The sequence below is a fragment of the Bradyrhizobium sp. HKCCYLS20291 genome (genome assembly GCF_051167715.1).
Taxonomy (GTDB): Bacteria; Pseudomonadota; Alphaproteobacteria; order Rhizobiales; family Xanthobacteraceae; genus Bradyrhizobium.
In genome coordinates this window covers 92,279-108,257 of the sequence record NZ_JBNPTO010000002.1, presented here as the reverse complement: position 1 = coordinate 108,257, position 15,979 = coordinate 92,279, and the positions used below count along the sequence as shown (strand labels likewise).

At 66.5% G+C, this 15,979-nt stretch carries 14 protein-coding genes; 8 read left to right on the top strand and 6 right to left on the bottom strand.

Features of this window, described 5'->3' with window-relative positions; translation table 11 throughout:
- Window position 1: 1 nt before the first annotated feature.
- Genes flgA through flgF form a run of 3 tightly spaced genes read right to left on the bottom strand, consistent with a single transcriptional unit; the run spans window position 2 to window position 2,667 of the window.
- Window positions 2–1,069 carry a flagellar basal body P-ring formation chaperone FlgA gene (gene flgA, locus ACQR07_RS04545; protein WP_434901156.1) on the bottom strand — a complete coding sequence of 356 codons (1,068 nt, stop codon included), beginning with the start codon at window positions 1,067–1,069 and terminating at the stop codon, window positions 2–4.
- A gap of 19 nt (window positions 1,070–1,088) precedes the next feature.
- Window positions 1,089–1,877: a flagellar basal-body rod protein FlgG gene (gene flgG, locus ACQR07_RS04540; protein WP_434901155.1), complete on the bottom strand. Its 789-nt coding sequence runs from the start codon at window positions 1,875–1,877 to the stop codon at window positions 1,089–1,091.
- A gap of 25 nt (window positions 1,878–1,902) precedes the next feature.
- Window positions 1,903–2,667, bottom strand: coding sequence for a flagellar basal-body rod protein FlgF (flgF, locus tag ACQR07_RS04535; RefSeq protein ID WP_434901154.1), 765 nt, complete (start codon window positions 2,665–2,667; stop codon window positions 1,903–1,905).
- Window positions 2,668–3,054: 387 nt separating this feature from the next.
- On the opposite strand from flgF, the gene fliL reads away from it, so the two are divergent.
- The 5 genes from fliL to ACQR07_RS04510 all read left to right on the top strand — a co-directional run bounded on the left by fliL (window position 3,055) and on the right by ACQR07_RS04510 (window position 10,074).
- Entirely contained in the window at window positions 3,055–3,549 is a 495-nt protein-coding gene (fliL, locus tag ACQR07_RS04530) for a flagellar basal body-associated protein FliL (RefSeq protein WP_434865002.1), read from the top strand.
- Window positions 3,550–3,569: 20 nt separating this feature from the next.
- On the top strand, window positions 3,570–4,772 hold the full coding sequence (fliM, locus tag ACQR07_RS04525; protein WP_434901153.1) for a flagellar motor switch protein FliM: 1,203 nt from the start codon (window positions 3,570–3,572) through the stop codon (window positions 4,770–4,772).
- Window positions 4,769–5,248 (top strand): DUF6468 domain-containing protein, encoded by a 480-nt coding sequence (locus ACQR07_RS04520; protein ID WP_434901152.1) that lies wholly within the window; start codon window positions 4,769–4,771, stop codon window positions 5,246–5,248. Before fliM ends, ACQR07_RS04520 begins: the two co-directional genes overlap by 4 nt.
- Window positions 5,245–6,012 carry a MotE family protein gene (locus ACQR07_RS04515; protein ID WP_434901151.1) on the top strand — a complete coding sequence of 256 codons (768 nt, stop codon included), beginning with the start codon at window positions 5,245–5,247 and terminating at the stop codon, window positions 6,010–6,012. Before ACQR07_RS04520 ends, ACQR07_RS04515 begins: the two co-directional genes overlap by 4 nt.
- A 102-nt stretch (window positions 6,013–6,114) precedes the next feature.
- On the top strand, window positions 6,115–10,074 hold the full coding sequence (locus ACQR07_RS04510; protein WP_434901150.1) for a tetratricopeptide repeat protein: 3,960 nt from the start codon (window positions 6,115–6,117) through the stop codon (window positions 10,072–10,074).
- Between the two features lie 204 nt (window positions 10,075–10,278).
- Here ACQR07_RS04510 and ACQR07_RS04505 read toward each other — a convergent pair whose 3' ends face one another.
- The 3 genes from ACQR07_RS04505 to ACQR07_RS04495 form a co-directional block, all read right to left on the bottom strand.
- Window positions 10,279–12,423: a PQQ-dependent dehydrogenase, methanol/ethanol family gene (locus ACQR07_RS04505; protein ID WP_434901149.1), complete on the bottom strand. Its 2,145-nt coding sequence runs from the start codon at window positions 12,421–12,423 to the stop codon at window positions 10,279–10,281.
- A 129-nt stretch (window positions 12,424–12,552) separates the two neighbouring features.
- Entirely contained in the window at window positions 12,553–13,308 is a 756-nt protein-coding gene (gene fliP / locus ACQR07_RS04500) for a flagellar type III secretion system pore protein FliP (RefSeq protein ID WP_434901148.1), read from the bottom strand.
- Window positions 13,305–14,390: a flagellar biosynthetic protein FliO gene (locus ACQR07_RS04495; RefSeq protein ID WP_434901745.1), complete on the bottom strand. Its 1,086-nt coding sequence runs from the start codon at window positions 14,388–14,390 to the stop codon at window positions 13,305–13,307. The genes fliP and ACQR07_RS04495 overlap by 4 nt, the downstream gene beginning before the upstream one ends.
- A gap of 354 nt (window positions 14,391–14,744) precedes the next feature.
- Here ACQR07_RS04495 and flgB point away from each other — a divergent pair, with 354 nt between their 5' ends.
- From flgB to fliE, 3 genes are read left to right on the top strand one after another with little or no spacing between them, the layout of a single operon-like run.
- Window positions 14,745–15,152 carry a flagellar basal body rod protein FlgB gene (gene flgB / locus ACQR07_RS04490; RefSeq protein ID WP_434864995.1) on the top strand — a complete coding sequence of 136 codons (408 nt, stop codon included), beginning with the start codon at window positions 14,745–14,747 and terminating at the stop codon, window positions 15,150–15,152.
- A 27-nt stretch (window positions 15,153–15,179) separates the two neighbouring features.
- Window positions 15,180–15,605, top strand: a complete 426-nt coding sequence (gene flgC, locus ACQR07_RS04485; RefSeq protein ID WP_434901147.1) for a flagellar basal body rod protein FlgC — start codon at window positions 15,180–15,182, stop codon at window positions 15,603–15,605.
- Window positions 15,606–15,621: 16 nt separating this feature from the next.
- Window positions 15,622–15,978, top strand: coding sequence for a flagellar hook-basal body complex protein FliE (fliE, locus tag ACQR07_RS04480; protein ID WP_434864993.1), 357 nt, complete (start codon window positions 15,622–15,624; stop codon window positions 15,976–15,978).
- The last annotated feature ends 1 nt before the right edge of the window (window position 15,979 follow it).

Sequence of the window (15,979 nt, the reverse complement as noted above, 5' to 3'; positions counted from 1 at the left end):
CTTACTCGGCTTTCGGGGTGGCGGAGGAGGGAAGGCGGCTGGCGACGGACACGGGAGCGGCAATGTCGGCTTCGGAGCTCTGCGCCGGCTTGGCGACGGCGATGTCGACGGAGACCTGTCCACGCCCGCTGACGCGGCCGGCGATGGTGCGCTTGGACTGCAGATTGAGGACGCTGACGACGTCGCCCTCGGTGCCGGATTCCAGCGCCTTGCCGCGCGTGGTGAGATAGATGCCGGCGGTCTGGTAGATCAGTGTCACCGCCTGGTCGCGCTGCACGAGGTCGGGCTTGGCGAGGTCGGTGGCCTTCAGCGGCTGGCCGGCGCGAACCGGGCGGCGCATCTGCATGCCGACCGCGAGTTCGCGCGAAGCCGGCTCGGCGCCGCCGAGCTCGGCGCGCGGCCGCCGCTCGACCTGCAGGTCGCCGGCGCGGATCATCTCGTTGCGGTCGAGGTTGCGAATCAGCACCACGGCCTCGACGGTGTCGATTGCGGTGCCGGTGTAGCGCAGCTTGGTGGTCGCAGCGCCATTGGCATGGCCGAGCTCGAAGCTGACCTCGAACCTGCCGCTGCGCGGGTCGAAGCGGACATTGGTGGGCGCCAGGGCGCCGCTGGTGGACGCGTCGAACTTCAGGTCCTGCACCGGCTGATCGAAGCTGACGTTGAGGCCGGCGGCATCGCCGAGTCCGTTGCGATGCTCGAGCGCCAGCGCGACGGCGTTGCCGATCTCCTTGGCATCGATGGCGCGGGCGAGCCGCGTCACCGCGACCTCCTTGACGTCGCGGATGTCGACGCCAATGACCTGGTGACTGCGCAGCGTCGCGATCACCTGCGCCGCCGGCAGCACGCCGGTGGTGCCGAGATCGGGCGCGCGGTAGACGGCGACGTTCGCGGCCACGCCGGCATTCTCGATCAGGTCGCCGACGCGCACGATGTCGCCGGTGACGTTGACGGTGGCGCGCAGCACGGGAGCGCGGATCTGGTCGTCGGCCTCGCCGGCCAGCGCCGGCAGGGCGGTGGACGCCAGCAGGGTGGCGGCGAAGAGGAAAGGGCGGGCGGTCCGGGTCATCATCGTGATCTCCCTTCAGGCCTCAGCGGAACAGCGCAGTGGTCGACTGCATCATCTGGTCGGCGGCGGAGATGACCTTGGCGTTCATCTCATAGGCGCGCTGGGCGGCGATCAGCTCGCTCATCTCGCTGACGACGTCGACATTGGCCTGCTCCAGGCTGCCCTGGGTGATGGCGCCATAGCCTTCCTGGTTGGCGACGCCGTCCTGCGGCGCGCCGGAGGACGGCGTGTCGGTGAACTGGTTGTTGCCGACCGGCTGCAGGCCGGCCTTGTTGATGAAGCGTGTGACCTGGATCTGGCCGACGATGTTCGAGGTGGTGGAGCCCGGCACCGTCACCGAGACCTGGCCTTGCGCGTTGACCGTGATGCCCGAGGCGTTCTGCGGGATCGAGATCGTCGGCTGCACCGGGTTGCCCTGCGCGGTGACGATGCGGCCCTGGTTGTCCATCTGGAAGGTGCCGTCGCGGGTATACTGATAGGTGCCGTCCGGCATCAGGACCTTGAAGAAGCCTTCGCCGGTGATCGCCAGGTCGAGGTCGTTGCCGGTCTGCGACAGCGTGCCCTGCGTCATCGAGCGCGGCGTGCCGACGGTCTTGACTCCGCCGCCGATGTCGATGCCCACGGGGAGGATCGTGCCCTGGTCCGAGGACTGCGCGCCAACCCGGCGCATGTGCTCGTAGATCAGGTCCTGGAACGCCGCCGTCTGCTTCTTGAAGCCGGTGGTGCGGAGGTTGGCGATGTTGTTGGAGATCACCTGGACGTTGAGTTCCTGGGCCGCCATTCCGGTCGCAGCGGTGTGAAGCGCCTGCATCTTACGTCTCCTTCAAGGTCTGCGGTCAGGCCGGAACGTCGGCGAGTTTCTCGATCGCGTTCTTGCGCAGGTCGCTCTGGACCTGCAGCATGTTGGCGACCTGGGTGTAGGAACGCATCACTTCGACCATCTTGCTCATCTCGCCGACCGCGCTGACGTTCGACTTCTCGATGTAGCCCTGCTGCACGGTGGACTTGATGTCCTGCTGCGGCGCGGCGCCGCCCGGGGCGGAATACAGGTTGTTGCCCTGCTTCTGCGCGGCCTGCGGATCGGCGAAGCTGACCAGGCGCAATTTGCCGCGGATCGAATCGGTACGGTTGACGCCTTCGACCACGGTCACGGTGCCGTCGGGCGAGATGTTGATGTCGTGGTCGGTCGGCTGGAACACGATCGGGCCGCCGGTGCCGAGCACCGCATCGCCGGCCGCGGTGACGAGCTGGCCGGTATTGTTCATGTGCAGATTGCCGTCGCGGGTGTAGCGCTCGCCGGCCGCGGTCTGCACCGCCAGGAAGCCGTCTCCCGCGATGGCGACGTCGAGCGCGTTGCCGGTGCGCTGCATCGAGCCCTGCGAGAAGTCGCGATAGGTGCCGCGGTCCTGCACGTAGGCCACCTTGCGGGCGGCGCCGGGAAAATTGTCTTCATGCGCGCCGGAGGAGAGGTACTCCTCGAACAGCTGCTGATCGGCCTTGAAGCCGTTGGTGTTGACGTTGGCGACGTTGTTGGCAACGACGTCGAGTTGCCGCTCCAGCACCATCTGCCGCGACAATCCGATGAGAAGCGCATTCTCCACCGGTCGATCTCCCCTCTTAACGAATCCCGCTTGCGGTGCCTCTCCCAAGGCGGCCTGAGCAGGTCTTCTGTGAACCGTTCAGCTCTCCCAAGCCGGCGGGTTCGAGGGAGGTAGAGCGAAAGCCGTGCCAACCTGAATATATGATATAGATCAATGGTTTGAGTTTTTGGCGGGGCCGTGCGCACCCGGCAATAACGGCGCGCTAACCATATTTGCCCGGCAAGATTTTCCCACCTCCTTAACAAAAGAAAGCTTCCGTTAACCATTGTTACCGTAGCGTTCCCATCAACGAAGCGCGGATGCGCTGGGAGCATTGGTTTCGCGTCATCGAGCTTTCTGGCGGCATCGGTCGGCTTCCCGTGATTTTGTCTGGGGACACCGAAGGCCATGGCTGAGAACGAAGGCGGAGCAGGCGAGGGCGAAGAGCAAGCAGGCGCGCCCAAGAGCAAGCTCAAGCTGATCATCATGATCGTCGGTGCGCTGGCGCTGCTCGGCGTCGGCGGCGCGTCCTATTTCTTCTTCTTCGGCCAGAAGAAGGACGAGCATCATGCCGAGGCGGCGCCGGCGCCGAAGCCGCCGGCCTTCGTCGAGGTGCCGGATCTGCTCGTCAATCTGGTCGGCAATCCCGGTGACCGCGTCCAGTATCTGAAGGTGAAGATCGTGCTGGAGGTGAAGGAGGAGAAGCAGGTCGAGCACATCAAGCCGACGCTGCCGCGTGTCACCGACATCTTCCAGACCTACCTGCGCGAGCTTCGTCCGAGCGACCTCAACGGCTCCGCCGGCCTGTTCCGGCTCAAGGAGGAGCTCACCAAGCGGGTCAACGTCGCGCTGGCGCCCAACCAGGTCAACGCGGTGTTGTTCAAGGAAATCGTGGTCCAGTAAGGCAAAGAAGCTCAACGATCATGGCGGGCAACGATCCAGTCGACCAAGATGCGATAGCCGCGCAATGGGAAGCCTCGCTCGATTCCGAGGATCCCGCGGAGGCCGCGGAAGCCGCAGCTGCCAATGAACTCACCGAATCGATGGCCCTGCAATGGGCCGCGATGGTCGAGGACGGCAGCCGCGATTTCGGCGCCACCAAGAACGGCGGCGAGCGCGTGCTGTCGCAGGAGGAGATCGACAATCTCCTCGGTTTCACCGCAGGCGAGGTCAGCCTCGACGACCATTCCGGCATTCGCGCGATCATCGATTCGGCGATGGTCTCCTACGAGCGTCTGCCGATGCTCGAAATCGTCTTCGACCGCCTGGTGCGGCTGATGACGACCAGCCTGCGCAACTTCACCTCCGACAACGTCGAGGTCACGCTCGACCGCATCACCTCGGTGCGGTTCGGCGACTACATGAATTCGATTCCGCTGCCGGCGGTGCTCTCGGTCTTCAAGGCCGAGGAGTGGGAGAATTTCGGCCTCGCTACCGTCGATTCCACCTTGATCTATTCGATCATCGACGTCCTGCTGGGCGGCCGGCGCGGCACCAGCCAGATGCGCGTCGAGGGACGGCCCTACACGACGATCGAGACCAATCTGGTGAAGCGGCTGATCGAGGTGGTGCTGGCGGATGCCGAGCAGGCGTTCCGTCCGCTGTCGCCGGTCACCTTCACCATCGACCGGCTCGAGACCAATCCGCGTTTCGCCGCGATCAGCCGCCCGGCCAATGCGGCGATCCTGGTGAAGCTGCGCATCGACATGGAAGACCGCGGCGGCAACGTCGAGCTGCTGCTGCCCTATGCGACCATCGAGCCGATCCGGCCGGTGCTGTTGCAGATGTTCATGGGCGAGAAGTTCGGCCGCGATCCGGTCTGGGAAGGCCACTTCGCCACCGAGATCGCGCAGGCCGAGATCGCCGTCGACGCCGTGCTCTACGAGGCTGACGTGCCGCTGAAGCAGCTGATGAAGCTAAAGGTCGGCGACACCCTGCCGCTCGACATCCGCCCCGATGCGCTGGTCGCGGTCCGCTGCGGCAGCACCATGCTGACCGAGGGACGGATGGGCCGGGTCGGCGACCGCGTCGCGATCCGCGTCACCAAGAATCTGCGCAAGCCCAATACCACGCTTGCGATGTTTGAAGGCGCCGAAGGCCAGAACAAGTTGATGGAGGCCCAATGAACCACTCCCTCGGATTGATCATCGAAAGCCTGGTCGCAGTCCTTCTGGTGCTGACCATCGGCTATTGCATGCTGCTGAACGCCAGGCTGAAGCGACTCAAGGCGGACGAGCATTCGCTGAAGGCCGTCATTGCCGAGCTGATCACCGCGACCGAGATCGCCGAGCGCGCGATCGGCGGCCTCAAGCTCGCGGTGCGCGACGTCAACGACAATCTCGGCAATCAGCTCGCCGCGGCGACGCAGATGTCGGAGCAGCTGCGCAAGCAGCTCGCCGAGAGCGACGGCGTGGTGCGCCGTCTGTCGCGGATCGCGAGCGCCGCGCGTCCGATCACCTCGCCTGAAGCCGCGTCCGAGCCGGCGCCTGCGCCGGTGCCGGCGATCACGACCGAGCAGGTTCGCGTCTCCGGTGCCAAGGCGGTTGCCGCCGCGGCCCAGGCATTCTCTGAACGTCGAAGGACCGGTGGCCTCGCCGCATGAATGCGTTCCGTAACATCCGCGTCATTCCCGTCGTCCTGATCGCGGTGGCCAGCCTCGCGGTCCTGAAGGTGGCCGGCCTCGTGATCGATGGCGGCTACGTGTTCGACTATGATCCGCAATCCACCAAGCGGTCCTGGGCCCAGATCAATCTCGGCTATCCAGGCCGCGAGGACGACATCGTCACTGGCTCCACCCATGGGGAGCCGAAGGAGAAGAAGGAGGAGGCGCCCAAGCCCGCCGCTCCCGACACCAAGCCCGACGGCATCGTGATCAAGCCGGAGGAGAACCAGCAGCAGGTGTCGCCGGCGGAGAAGGCGATCCTCGAGCGGCTGCAGTCGCGCCGCCAGGAGCTCGAAGCCCGCCAGCGCGAGATCGACATCCGCGAGAGCCTGCTGCGCGCGGCCGAGCAGCGCATCCAGTCGAAGACCGAGGAGATGAAGGCGATCGAGACCCGCATCTCCGGCGCCCAGGCTGCGAAGAGCGAGTCCGACAACGCCCGCTTCAAGAGCATCGTCACGATGTACGAAGGCATGAAGCCCAAGGACGCCGCCAAGGTGTTCGACCGGCTCGACATGTCCGTCCTGATCGAGATCGCTTCGCAGATCGCTCCGCGCAAGATGTCCGACATTCTCGGGCTGATGACGCCGGAAGCGGCCGAGCGGCTCACCGTCGAGCTCGCCCGCCGAGCCGGCGCCGAAAGGCCCGACACCAGCGCCGAGCTGCCGAAGATCGAGGGCAAGATCGTGCCGGTGAGGACCAATTGAACCGCATGTTTAATGCGCCCTTAAACGCCGGCTCCTAGACTTCCGGCATGGCGGGGCAGGCGTATCCGTCAAGTTACGGATATCGAACTGGAAGCTGTGACCATGGTGCGCACGTCTCCCATCGGATTGCGGTCGCAGGCCCGTGCGCGCGTGCGCGCCGTGCTGGCTTTGTTGTCGGCGATCGCCATCGGCTTGATGCTGTCGACGGTCGCGGCCGGCGCGGCGCCGGTGCCGGGCGAGGCGAACCTGTCGGCCCAGAACGGCTATGCGCGGCTGGTGCTGAAATTCGCCGAGGACGTCGGGGCCGACGTCACCACCGCCGGCTCGATCCTGCTCGTCAGGTTCGATCGTCCCGCCAACGTTCCGATCGACCGCTGGGTCGATGCAGCGCCCGACTACATCTCCTCGGCGCGCGGCGATCCCGACGGATCGGCGCTGCGGCTGTCGCTGTCGCGCAAGGTACGCGTCAACACCATGACCGCCGGCGAGCGCGTGTTCATCGACCTGCTGCCGGACAGCTGGACCGGTCCGCCGCCGCCGCTGCCGGCCGAGGTCGTGCGCGAGCTCGCCGAGCGCGCCCGCGCCGCCGAGCGCGCGCTGCGGCTGCAGCGCGCCGAAGCGGAATCGAAGAAGCGGCCGCCGATCCGCGTGCGTGCGCTGGTGCAGCCGACCTTCGTGCGCTTCGTGTTCGAGATTCCCGACGGCGTCGGCATCTCCTCGGTGATGAACGATCAGAAGATGTCGCTGTACTTCTCTGCGCCACTCAACTTTGATCTCGCCGATGCCAAGATCGTGTCGCCGCCGAACGTCGCCGGAATCAACCAGCGCATCGACGGCAACAAGACCGTGGTCGAGATCGGCATGATCGGCGAGGTCGACGTCCACGCCTTCCGTGACGAGAAGAACTACAACATCGACGTCGCCTATGTGCAGCCGGACAAGAAGGTGGCCGCGGTGTCCTCGGATACGCTGCCGGGCGCCAAGGCCGCCGCCGCGGAGAAGGGGCATGGCGACAAGGCCGCCGCGGACAAGGGCCATGGCGACAAGGCCGGCGGCGAGAAGTCGAATGGCGACAAGCCGAAGCCCGCGGCTCAGCGCGACATCGTGCCGCCGACCTCGGAGACCATTGCGCAGGAGATGAAAGCGGAAGCCAAGCCCGCCATCGCGGCTCCGGCGACCGAACCCGCCGCCGAGCCGGCCCATGCCGCAGCCGCTGCGACGAAGACGGAAGCCGCGCCCGAAGCGGGAACGCACGAGGCTGCCAAGCCTGAAGTGGCCAAGCCTGAAGCCACCAAGTTCGAAATCGCCGAGTCTGAAATCACCAGGCCTGAAGATGCCAAGCTTGAGGCTGCCAAGCCTGAAGCTGCCAAGCCTGAAGCTGCGAAGCCTGAGACTGCCAAGCCTGAGACTGCCAAGCCTGAAGTGGCGAAGGCGGATGCTGACCACTCCGCGCCGGAGAAGGTCGAAGCGCCGAAGATGGAAGCGGCCAAGCCTGATGCGTCCCATGCCGAGGCTGCGAAGCCCGAGTCCCCGAAGGTCGAGTCCCCGAAGGTCGAAGCCGCGAAGGCCGAGGCGGCCAAGCCGGCAGAGAAGCCCGTTGAGAAGGCCGCGACCGGCGCGGCGTCGCTGGAGGCGGTGCGCGACAGCGAGGGCCTGCGGCTCAGCTTCGGCTTCGGCCAGGTCACGCCTGCGGCGCTATTCCGCCGCGGCGACACGGTGTGGATGGTGTTCGATTCGACCAAGCCCGTTGACGTCGAGCCGATCAAGGCCAAGGGCGGCGCCATCATCGGCGAGGTCAACCGGATGCCGCTCGACAAGGGCCAGGCGATCCGCATCCGCCTCAACCGGCCGCAGATGCATTCGCTTGGCAGCGACGATGGCGGACGCAGCTGGACGCTGTCCTTTGCCGACAAGGGCCAGACCAATCAGCAGCCGCTGATGGTGATGCGCAACGTCACCGATCCGGCGCTCGCCAACGTGATGGTGCCGCTCGCCAACCCCGGGGCCGGGATGCTGCACCGGCTGACCGATCCCGATGCCGGCGACACGCTACTGGTGGTGACGGCGCCGCCGCCGATCCGCGGCTTCATCAAGCGCCAGGACTTCGTCGATCTGTCATTGCTCGATTCCGTCCACGGCATCGCGGTGCGCCCGAACTCCGACGACGTCGCCGTCGAGATCGCGCCCGACAAGGTGATCCTGGGACGGCCGGGCGGGCTGACGCTGTCGTCGATCGGCTTCTCGCCGGAGCGGGCGCCGACGGCGGTCAGGCCGATGTTCGACATCGACGAGTGGCAGAAGAACCAGACCCAACCGTTCGTGCCGCGCGAGGACATGCTGATCAAGGCGGCTGCCGCGGCGGAGCCGGAGCGCCGTGCGCAGGCGCGGCTGGCGTTGGCGCGCTTCTACATGGCGCGCGCGATGTATCCGGAGGCCCGGGGCATCACCAACCTGATGATCTCGGACGCCGACCCGCGCACCGACGAGACCGCGATGCTGATGATTCACGCTGTTGCCAGCATCCTGATGGGCCGGCCGGATCAGGGCCTGAAGGATCTCGCCACGTCCTCGATCGGCAACAATTTCGACTCGCAGATGTGGAAGGGCCTGGCCTACGCGCGGCAGGGCAAGTTCGCCGACGCCCGCGAGAAGCTTAAGAACGTCGAGTTCGCCATCGCTTCGCTGCCGCTCGACCTGCAGCGTATCGTGATCGCGGACGCGATGAAGTCGGCGCTCGAGATCAAGGATTTCGCCGGCGCCGCCAAGCGGCGTGCCGAGCTCGACGTGATCGGCGTGCCCGCGGACATGAAGGCGGACGTCGCCGTGCTGCGCGGCCGGCTGGCGGAAGCGATGGCGCAGGAGAAGGACGCGCTCGACGAGTACCGCTCCGCCATCAACTCCAACGACCGCATGGCAGCGGCCGAGGCCAAGCTGTACGAGATCAAGCTCCTGCAGAAGCGCGGTGAGATCAAGCCGCCCGACGCGCTCAAGGATCTGGAGACGTTGCAGGCGACCTGGCGCGGCGATGCCGTCGAGGTGCAGACGTTGCAGATGATGGCGCAGATGTACGAGGAGGCCGGGCGCTACGCGGATTCGCTCGAAGCCGCGCGCATGGCGACCCGCTTGGCGCCGAATTCCGACATGGCGCGCCAGGCCCAGGACGCCGCGCAGCGGCTGTTCTCGCAGCTGTTCCTCGGCGGCAAGGCGGACGAACTGCCGCCGGTCGACGCGCTCAGCATCTTCTACGGCTTCCGCGAGCTGACCCCGATCGGCCGGCGCGGCGACGAGATGATCCGCAAGCTGGCCGATCGTCTGGCCGGAATCGATCTGCTCGATCAGGCGGCCGAGCTCCTGCAATACCAGGTCGATCACCGTCTCGAAGGCGCCGCACGCGCCCAGGTGGCCGCGCGCCTGGCCATGGTCTATCTCACCAACCGCAAGCCGGACCGCGCGATCGAGGCGCTGCGCACCAGCCGCATCGCCGATCTCTCGGGCGAGCTGCGCCAGCAGCGGCTGCTGCTGGAGGCGCGCGCCGACAGCGACATCGGCCGCCATGATCTCGCGCTCGACATCATCACCAATGTCGCGGGCCGCGAGGCGATCCGGCTGCGCTCCGACATCTACTGGGCATCGCGGCGCTGGCGCGAGGCGTCCGAGCAGATCGAGCTGTACTACGGCGACCGCTGGCGCGATTTCCGGCCGCTCAATCCGGCCGAGCGCGGCGACATCCTGCGCGCCGTCGTCGGCTATGCGCTGGCGGACGACGCCATCGGGCTGGCGCGTTTCCGCGAGAAATACGCGCCGCTGATGACCGGCGAGGCCGACAAGATCGCCTTCGACGTGGCCAGCAAGCCGGCGAGCGGGTCGAGCGCGGAGTTCGCCCAGATCGCCAAGATGGCGGCCGGCGTCGATACGCTCGACGGCTTCCTGCGCGACATGCGGGCCCGCTTCCCCGATGCGACCGGCAAGCCGGAAGGCAAGGATGCCGCGAAGGCGCCGTCGGAGGCGACCGCCACCCTGCCGCGCATCCAGGGCGTCAAGCAGGCGATCGCCGGCCATTGATCTCGTGCGGAGCGGCAGACTTAATCAGATGACCAAGCCGACGAAAGCGAGCTACTTCCCCGCCGTTTCCCCTCACCCTGAGGAGCGCGCCACTTAGCGCGCGTCTCGAAGGGCGAGGCCCCACTGGGGCCTCATGGTATGAGAAGCCAGTCGACACGGGGAGCCCAACCTGGCCCCGATCACCGAACAGAATTAGGCCTGTTGCTACTGCTTCGGCCGGCCGGCATCCGCCGCCGCCTGGATGAAGGCCTGGATCTTGACGACGTCCTCGTCGGTGAGCAGGCCGGTGAAGTCGGGCATGCCGCGGTCGCGGAATGGTCCGTTGAAGACGAAGTCCTTCAGCCTGATGATCGTCTCGGCCGGGACGTAGCCGAGATTGCGGATGGCGCCGCCGCGGTCGACGCCGGGCACGCCATGGCAGGAGACGCAGGCGCCGACATACCGCGAGGTTCCCTCCGGCACGTCCTTCGGGTCGTACTTGACGCCCTGCAGCAGGCCTTCGGTTGGGTACTTGACGAACTCCGGCAACTTCGCCTTGGCGCCGATGGTGAAGGTATAGACGGTGCCGGGCGTGCGCAGCTCGGTGGCGCGTGTCGTGAGGCCGTAGACGCCGCCCCAGCCGACTGCGATCGAGACATATTGCACGCCGTCGATCATGTAGGTGGCGGGCGCCGCGATCACGCCGGTGCCGGTCGGCGTCTCCCACAGCTTCGTGCCGTTGCGGGCGTCATAGGCGACGAAGCGGCCGTCCGCGGTGCCCTGGAACACGAGGTTGCCGGCTGTCGTGAGCGTGCCGCCATTCCACGGCGCGGCGTGCTCGACACGCCAGGCCTCCTTCTGCTGCACCGGATCCCAGGCCAGCAGGCGCCCGAACGCCGGCTGCTTCGGCCTCGCGTTGCTGGGCACCCAGCCGAGATCCCATGCCGTCACGCCGCCGAGCTCGCCGGGCGTCGGGGCCTCGTTGACGAGGGTGTCCGTCGGCCTGAGATACACCGGGATGTTCTGCGCCGGAAGATAGACGAGGCCGGTCTGCGGATTGAACGACATCGGGTGGGAGTTGTGCGCACCGTAGGGGCCGGGAACGGCGTCGTCGAGGCCGTCCACGGGGGGCACCTCGATCGGACGGCCGCTGGCATCGTAGCCGGTTGCCCAGCTCACATCGACGAAGTTCCTGGCCGAGATGAACTTACCATTGGTACGGTCGATCACGAAGAAGAAGCCGTTGCTCGGCGCGTGCAGGATCACCTTGCGCGGGGCACCGTCGATGGCGATGTCGGCGAGAATCATCGGCTGGGTCGAATCGTAGTTCCAGCGATCGCCGGGCGTCTCCTGATAGTGCCAGATATATTTGCCGGTGTCGGCGTCGAGCGCCACGATCGAGGCGAGATAGAGACTGTCGCCGCTCGAGGGACCAATGAAGCTGTGGTTCCACGGCGCGCCGTTGCCGGTGCCGAGATAGACCATGTTGAGATCGGGATCATAGGTGATCGTGTCCCAGGGCCTGCCGCCGCCGCCCATGATCCAGTGTTCGAGCGACGGGTCCCACGTCTTGGACGCGGCTTCCATCGCTTTGTCATCGAACGGCTTCTCCGGATCGCCGGGGACCGTGAACCAGCGCCACAGCTGGTTGCCGGTCTCGGTGTCGTAGGCGGTGATGTAGCCGCGCGCGCCACTGTCCGCGCCGCTGTCTTGGCCGATCACCACCTTGCCGTTGAACGCACGCGGCGCGCCGGTGATGGTGTAGTCCTTGGACCAATGCTCCTGATCGTTGCGCGTGTCCCTTTCCCAGACCTTCCGACCCGTCGCCGCATCCAGCGCGATCAGCCGCCCATCATAGGCGCCGACAAACACCTTGCCCTTGTAGACGGCGACGCCGCGATTGACGACGTTGCAGCAACGCTCGTAGCCGAGCTCGCGCGCCACGCCGGGATCGAAGGTCCAGATCTTCCTGCCCGTGCGCGCATCGATCGCATGCACCACGCTCCATGGCGCGGTCTGATACATGATGCCGTCGACGACCACCGGGGTCGCCTCGATGCCGCGCTCGGAGTCGAGATTGTAGCTCCAGGCAAGCCCGAGATCCCCGACGTTGCCGGTGTTGATGTTGTCGAGCCTGCTGAAGCGCGTCTCGCCATAGTCGAGACCGATCGTCGGCCAGTCCTTCGACGTCGCGGCATTGGCCTCGATCATCGCGGTGTCGACCGCGGACATCGTCGCCTTGATGCGATCGGGCGTCAGGTCCTGCGCTGCCGTTCCGTTAGCGGTGATGACGAGGGCCGCGCACAGCACGGCTGCTGCTCCGAGAGCAGAACGAACGCTCAGGAGACGCGGATACTCTCTCACTTTCACGTCGTTCCTCCCTGGATCCTGCGATCATCGCAGCCTCCGATGAAAGCAGCTACTTCTCCTCGCCCTGAGGAGCCCGCTATAGGCGGGCGTCTCGAAGAGCGAGGCCCCATTGGGACCTCATGGTTCTTCTTATCCGCCGTAGCTCTGCACCAGGCTGCCGGCCACCAGCGACCAGCCGTCGACCAGCACGAAGAAGATCAGCTTGAACGGCAGCGAGACGACGACGGGCGGCAGCATCATCATGCCCATCGACATCAGCACCGAGGCGACCACGAGGTCGATGATCAGGAACGGCAGGAACAGCAGGAAGCCGATCTCGAAGGCGCGCTTGAGCTCGGAGATCATGAAGGCCGGCACCAGGATGCGCAGCGACAGCTCGTCCGGCGTTGCCGGCGGTGCCTCGCCGGAGAGGTCCATGAACAGCTTGAGGTCCTTCTCGCGGACGTTCTTCTGCATGAAGCCGCGCAGCGGCACCGAGGCGCGCTGCAGCGCGTCCTCGACGCCGATCTGGTTCTCGATCAGTGGCCGCACGCCGTCGTCATAGGATTTCTGCAGCACCGGGCCCATCACGAACGCGGTCAGGAACATCGCCAGCGCGATGATCACCGAGTTCGGCGGCGCCGTCGCCGTGCCCATCGCGGTGCGCAGCAGCGACAGCACCACCACGATGCGCGTGAACGACGTCATCATGATCAGGATCGACGGCGCGATCGACAGCACCGTGAGCAGGGCGATCAGCTGGACCGCACGCTCGGTGACGCCGCCACCGCCGGCGCCGCCGAGATTGATGCTGATGTCCTGTGCAGCCGCACTCCCCGCCAGTGCAGCGGCGGCAATCAAGACAGTGGTGAAAACGACTCTACGCGGGACGAAACCGGCTCTCACTGAGAGGACTTCGGACGGCCCAAGAGCGAGGCCATCTCGTCTTCCAGATTCTCGAAGCTGGTCTTGACCGGCTGCGGGGGCGGCGCCGGCTCGTTGCGTACCGCCTGGCGGAGCGGCGGGGCCTCCGCAGCAGGGATCACCGGCGGCTCGGCCGAGGGACGCCGCAGCGCCGCCTCGAGACGCTGTGCCATCTCGGCCAGATTGGCCTCGGCGCTCTGCTGGACCGGCGGCGGCGGGGGCGGAGCCATCTCGGCGACCGGCGGTGGCGGCGGCGCCGCTACCGGCTCGGCGCGTTCGACGCGTTCGGGAGCAGGGCGCTCGGGGGCGGGGCGCTCGGGCCGGCGCACCGGCGGCATCTTCGGTGCCTGGCTGCTCCGTGCGACCTCGGCCTGGCGCTGCGGCTCAGCGGGCCGGAGTTGGCGCGGCATCATCGGCTCACGGGCGGGCTCGCTGCGCGGCAGGCGCTCGGGGCGGGGCTCGCCGCGCGTGTCGTCCGGGCGGGCCTCGCTGCGCTGCTCGGCACGCGGCTCAACGCGCGGGTCCTGGCGCCCCTCGCCACGGCGGGCGAGCGGTGGCGGCTCAGGCGGAAACTGTGGCGGCGGCTCGCGGCGCTCGGCGGCGGCGCCACGGCGGACCTCATCGATGAACGACGGCCGCGCCGGGCGCTGCGGCAGCTCCGGGACCTGCGGCTCGGGCAGTTCGACCGGCTCGCTCTTCGGCTCGGTGTCCCAGCCCGTCGTCTCGGACTGCGGCGCGAGGCGCGAAGCCGGCGGCTCGGCGGTGATGCCGGGGCGCTGCGGCAACTGCTCGCGCGCCGGGACAGCGCGGACGATGTTCGACTCGACCACGATGTCGGTCGGGCCACCGATCATCAGAAGATGCTCCATGTTGTCACGGCGCACCAAGACCAGGCGGCGGCGGCCGTCGACGGCGGCGGCATCGATCACGGCGAGGCGGGGCATCCGACCGCGATTCGGATTGGTTCCGAGCCGATTCCCTGCGAATCGACGAACGAGCCAAGCGGCAAGGGCCATCAGCGCCAGCACCGCTACAAATGTAAAAAACGCCGTCAGCGCCTGCATCTCTGTCCCCGGCAAATACCGCGTCCTCTCGAAGTCTCTCGTCTGTCCAACGCATCGCCGGCGCGAACGGAGCTTCAGAACCGGAACCACCTGTTAACGCATAACGGCAGGAAATGCCGCTCGACGTCTTAATAGCCCATGAATCGGCCGGGCCAAAACGACTTCTTGGCGAGGTCAGCCGTCCCGATTTGATGCATGGCTCCGCTCGAAGCCGGCCAAATTCCTAAGAAATCGTCAAAACCCCGGGATAGTCCCGGGGTGCGGCGCACGGTTTCTTAACCGTTCATTAACCATATGGACGGCAATTTCTACCTACCACAACCGTCCGGCAGTCGGGCACAACCGAGCAACGCCATGTCCATCAACGATCTCCCCGTGCTGTCGGCGTTGCGCACCAAGATGCAATGGCACCAGGAGCGGCAGCGCGTCCTGGCCGAGAACGTGTCCAACTCGGATACGCCGAAGTTCAAGCCGAGGGATCTGGTCGAGCCGAAGTTCACGCCGACCGGCCAGGCCGTCGGCGGCTCCGCGCCGCTGCCGCTGGCGCGCACCAGCGCCGCGCATATCGCGCCGGGCGCGGGCGATGGCGCGAGCTTCGATCAGAATCGCAAGGTGGGATTTCAGACGCGGCCGGCCGGCAACGCGGTCAGCCTCGAAGAGGAAATGCTCAAGGTCTCCGCCAACCAGATGGACTATGCCGCCGCGACCTCGCTGTACGGCAAGAGCCTGCATCTGTTGAAGACGGCGATCGGCAAGGGCTAGGCCCGATGAGGATGGAGATCGACTAGCATGGCAAATGACTCCAGCGACTTCCTTCGCTCGATGAGCATCGCGACGTCGGGCCTGCGCGCGCAGGCCGGGCGGATGCGCGTCATTTCGGAAAACGTCGCCAACGCCGATTCGACCGCCGCCAAGGCCGGCGGCGATCCGTACCGGCGCAAGGTCCCGACCTTCACGACGGCGCTCGACCGGGCGCTCGATGCCAGGGTCGTTACCTTGGGCAGGGTCGTGCCCGACCAATCTTCGTTCCGCGTCAAATACGACCCCAGTAATCCGGCCGCGGACGCGTCCGGCAATGTCAAGTACCCCAACGTCAATCCGCTCATCGAGATGACCGACATGCGTGATGCACAGCGGTCCTACGAGGCGAATTTGAACATCATCGGCGCCACGCGCCGCATGATTCAACGCACACTCGACATTCTGAAGACCTAGGACAGGAACGAAAGTCATGGCCTCCCCAATTTCCGCAGCGAATGCCTATGCGAATTCCGCCCGCGTGCTCGATACCAGTGGTTCGGGCAGCGCCTTCGGTGGTCTTGCCCGCGTGCGCGACGTGCTGGGCAATGGTGCCGGCGCCGACAAGGGTGGTCCGTCGTTCAGCTCGGTGCTCAAGGATGCGATCGGCAGCGTGATGGAGACCGGGCGCAAGTCCGACAGCCAGGCGGTCGCGATGGCCTCGGGCAAGGCGAACGTGATGGACGTGGTGACCGCGGTCGCCGAAACCGACGTCGCGGTGTCGACGCTGGTCTCGGTGCGCGACCGCGTTATCCAGGCCTATGAAGACGTGATGAAGATGACGATCTGAG